Source organism: Coprococcus sp. LG101-27 (genome assembly GCF_027695515.1).
GTDB lineage: Bacteria > Bacillota > Clostridia > Lachnospirales > Lachnospiraceae > Allocoprococcus > Allocoprococcus comes.
In genome coordinates this window covers 1-2261 of sequence record NZ_JAQEUJ010000040.1, presented here as the reverse complement: position 1 = coordinate 2261, position 2261 = coordinate 1, and the positions used below count along the sequence as shown (strand labels likewise).

The window sequence follows — 2261 nt, the reverse complement described above, 5'->3', positions numbered from 1 at the left end:
CCTCCCTGTCTTCCTATCTCTTAATACTAAGACCTCGAATCCAAGCAGACTTGCTATATCCTTTAATGCTTTGTGCGCTTCCTTTACATGGTGTGGAATCCGGCTTGCATCCTGGATGGCTTTGCCTGCTGTCGGATCGCAGTATCCTTCTTTGTTCTTGTACAATGGTTCTTCCTCCACTCCGTCAGATATTGCTCTTGTTCTTCGTCTTCTCGTTCCCGAGCTATCTCTTTGTATGTCTTTTCCATACCGTTACTCCAATATTGCTGGGATACAAAACGCCCATAAGCACCACGCTGATCCGGTCCATTTCATTGCTATCAGAATGGTTATAGCTGTTATCATCCAGATACAAATCTTTTTTTACCACATACATTGTGTATTTATCCTCTTCCATTTATCCCTTATACCTTTCCGGAAGCGGCATCCACGCCACAACCTTATACGGTTCTCCCTGTTCATCGAACCAGACACCTGTCTGGGAATAATACAGCGTTGTTGCTTTCTCCGCTCCCTCGATCGTCGCAAGGAACTCCGCTGCATATGCATGCCGGACATAAGCCTCAATAAATTCCCGTTGATCTGGGAGTCTTTCTGTTGTTGGAATCCATCCGTTACTCATTATTCTCTGCCTTTCTTCATGAAATCACGATAAATAATATTATCGGTTTCCTTTGGTTTTGCATCCTCCGATTTATCCCAAATATTCCCGATAACCTTCATCTCACACCATTTTACATAATCTTCCGTTAATGGCATTGAATAGCAAAACGGTTCGCATTTGCTCAGAGCATCCGTCGGAATCGTTTCGTAGTGCCATCCAGTAACGTAATCTACTATTTCTTCCGTTTCCATGGAAACAATCTTCAACCGGATTATCATGGCACATAAGGATATCATTCTCCCAGATCTTCTTTCCATTCTTATCCGTGAGTCCAGTGTACTGGCAGATCGTATCCGGATCAATCATGTATTCATAAGTCCCATCGTTTATGTAATCTTCACCAGAAAGAAATCCCTCTACCCATTTACCCTCCATCCATTCATTTTCCGGTAGCGCATGGATATGCTTTGCCTTAAATAATATTTCTCTTTTCATCTGTGCTTCCGCCTTTCTTTCATGTGCTTCAGAATTTCTTTTTTTATCATCTTTGCATACTTCGGATGATCACATCCAAACATGATACATCCATTGTATTCATCACCATTTCCGGGATCATCATGGTCTACACTTAGCCCGCATTTTCCCTGTAAACACTCTTCAACATCATGTTCTTTGCAATATTCTCCCATTGCCAGTAAGAAGTCTTCAATCTTAACTTTCATCCAGCCCACCTCGTTTTAAGATTTCAATCGCTTTATCCAGTGCAAGCTCTTCTCCTTTTTCTCCGGCAACACAATCTCCGTAATACTGGCAGTTTACACAGTTTTCGTTGTTGCACGCACCGTCCAGTTTTAACTGTTCTATCTCATCTTCTACAATGTGTTGTTTGTATGCTGTTGGTGCATGTTGCAGCATATTAACTACATCCAACTCAGAAAAAACAAGCTCTCCATGATGCCGTAAATGTCCAGCATCTATAAATTCTATCAGTGCATCTGCATCAATTAACCGCATCTTCTCACTCTCCCTTGTATGGTTCCGGTAACGGCATCCAGGAAACAATTGTTTTTGCCGTGTGTTCATAGATTCCTTGAAAGATTCCATTTCCCCAATATCTCATCTCTGTTACTGTTCCGCTGTAAAAGCATACAATTACATCCGTGTTATCCTCCGGCATCTTCTCACTGCATGGAATCCACTTAGTTTCTTCCAGTGCATGTATCCCCATTTTAATGGCTTCTACTGTTTCCTCAGACCAGCCCCATTCAAGATGTTTCACTAATCTATCTATTGCTTGTTGATTATTCATCTTCAGCCTCCTCTTCTTTTGGAAATTGAAAAATAAAAGTTTCGTAAAATTGATCTCTTACTTTTCCCTCTTTTCATCTTCTTCAGCTGCTTTTATTTCATCCTCCTCCATCTCTCTTTCTTCTGCGATCTGGATGCAAAGCACCGGTTTCCCTATTTTTTCATCTTTTATCATAAAAATCTCTTCCGGAATATACACTTTTCTTTTTTTGGGATTCGCTATAATAACACTCACCTGTGTACCATCGGCAAATTCTGCAAGATATTCTTTTAATTCTCTGTTTTCCATATTCTTACCTCCCCTGTGTCTCTACAACATTCAGGATCTTTTCTACTGCCTTATCCCAGA

7 protein-coding genes are annotated in these 2261 nt (G+C 41.0%); all 7 read right to left on the bottom strand.

Translation table 11 applies throughout. The annotated features are described in order from the left end of the window. Positions 1-223: 223 nt before the first annotated feature. The 7 genes from PG766_RS16035 to PG766_RS16005 all read right to left on the bottom strand — a co-directional run bounded on the left by PG766_RS16035 (position 224) and on the right by PG766_RS16005 (position 2201). The gene (locus PG766_RS16035) at positions 224-376 is read right to left on the bottom strand and encodes a hypothetical protein (RefSeq protein WP_270591267.1); all 153 of its coding nucleotides are present in this window, start codon (positions 374-376) and stop codon (positions 224-226) included. Positions 377-397: 21 nt separating this feature from the next. After that, entirely contained in the window at positions 398-622 is a 225-nt protein-coding gene (locus tag PG766_RS16030; RefSeq protein WP_270591266.1) for a DUF551 domain-containing protein, read from the bottom strand. A 102-nt stretch (positions 623-724) separates the two neighbouring features. After that, entirely contained in the window at positions 725-1099 is a 375-nt protein-coding gene (locus PG766_RS16025) for a YopX family protein (protein WP_270591265.1), read from the bottom strand. Next, positions 1096-1326, bottom strand: coding sequence for a hypothetical protein (locus PG766_RS16020; protein ID WP_270591264.1), 231 nt, complete (start codon positions 1324-1326; stop codon positions 1096-1098). Before PG766_RS16020 ends, PG766_RS16025 begins: the two co-directional genes overlap by 4 nt. Then, on the bottom strand, positions 1316-1618 hold the full coding sequence (locus tag PG766_RS16015; RefSeq protein ID WP_270591262.1) for a hypothetical protein: 303 nt from the start codon (positions 1616-1618) through the stop codon (positions 1316-1318). The genes PG766_RS16020 and PG766_RS16015 overlap by 11 nt, the downstream gene beginning before the upstream one ends. Before the next feature lie 4 nt (positions 1619-1622). Then, positions 1623-1913, bottom strand: a complete 291-nt coding sequence (locus tag PG766_RS16010; RefSeq protein WP_270591261.1) for a DUF551 domain-containing protein — start codon at positions 1911-1913, stop codon at positions 1623-1625. Between the two features lie 57 nt (positions 1914-1970). Next, positions 1971-2201: a hypothetical protein gene (locus tag PG766_RS16005; protein WP_270591257.1), complete on the bottom strand. Its 231-nt coding sequence runs from the start codon at positions 2199-2201 to the stop codon at positions 1971-1973. Between the last annotated feature and the right edge of the window lie 60 nt (positions 2202-2261).

Coding starts and splice junctions, on each gene's coding strand:
- PG766_RS16015 (WP_270591262.1), bottom strand. CDS start 1,618: ATGCGGTTAATTGATGCAGATGCACTGATAGAATTTATAGATGCTGGA.
- PG766_RS16010 (WP_270591261.1), bottom strand. CDS start 1,913: ATGAATAATCAACAAGCAATAGATAGATTAGTGAAACATCTTGAATGG.
- PG766_RS16005 (WP_270591257.1), bottom strand. CDS start 2,201: ATGGAAAACAGAGAATTAAAAGAATATCTTGCAGAATTTGCCGATGGT.
- PG766_RS16035 (WP_270591267.1), bottom strand. CDS start 376: ATGTATGTGGTAAAAAAAGATTTGTATCTGGATGATAACAGCTATAAC.
- PG766_RS16025 (WP_270591265.1), bottom strand. CDS start 1,099: ATGAAAAGAGAAATATTATTTAAGGCAAAGCATATCCATGCGCTACCG.
- PG766_RS16020 (WP_270591264.1), bottom strand. CDS start 1,326: ATGAAAGTTAAGATTGAAGACTTCTTACTGGCAATGGGAGAATATTGC.
- PG766_RS16030 (WP_270591266.1), bottom strand. CDS start 622: ATGAGTAACGGATGGATTCCAACAACAGAAAGACTCCCAGATCAACGG.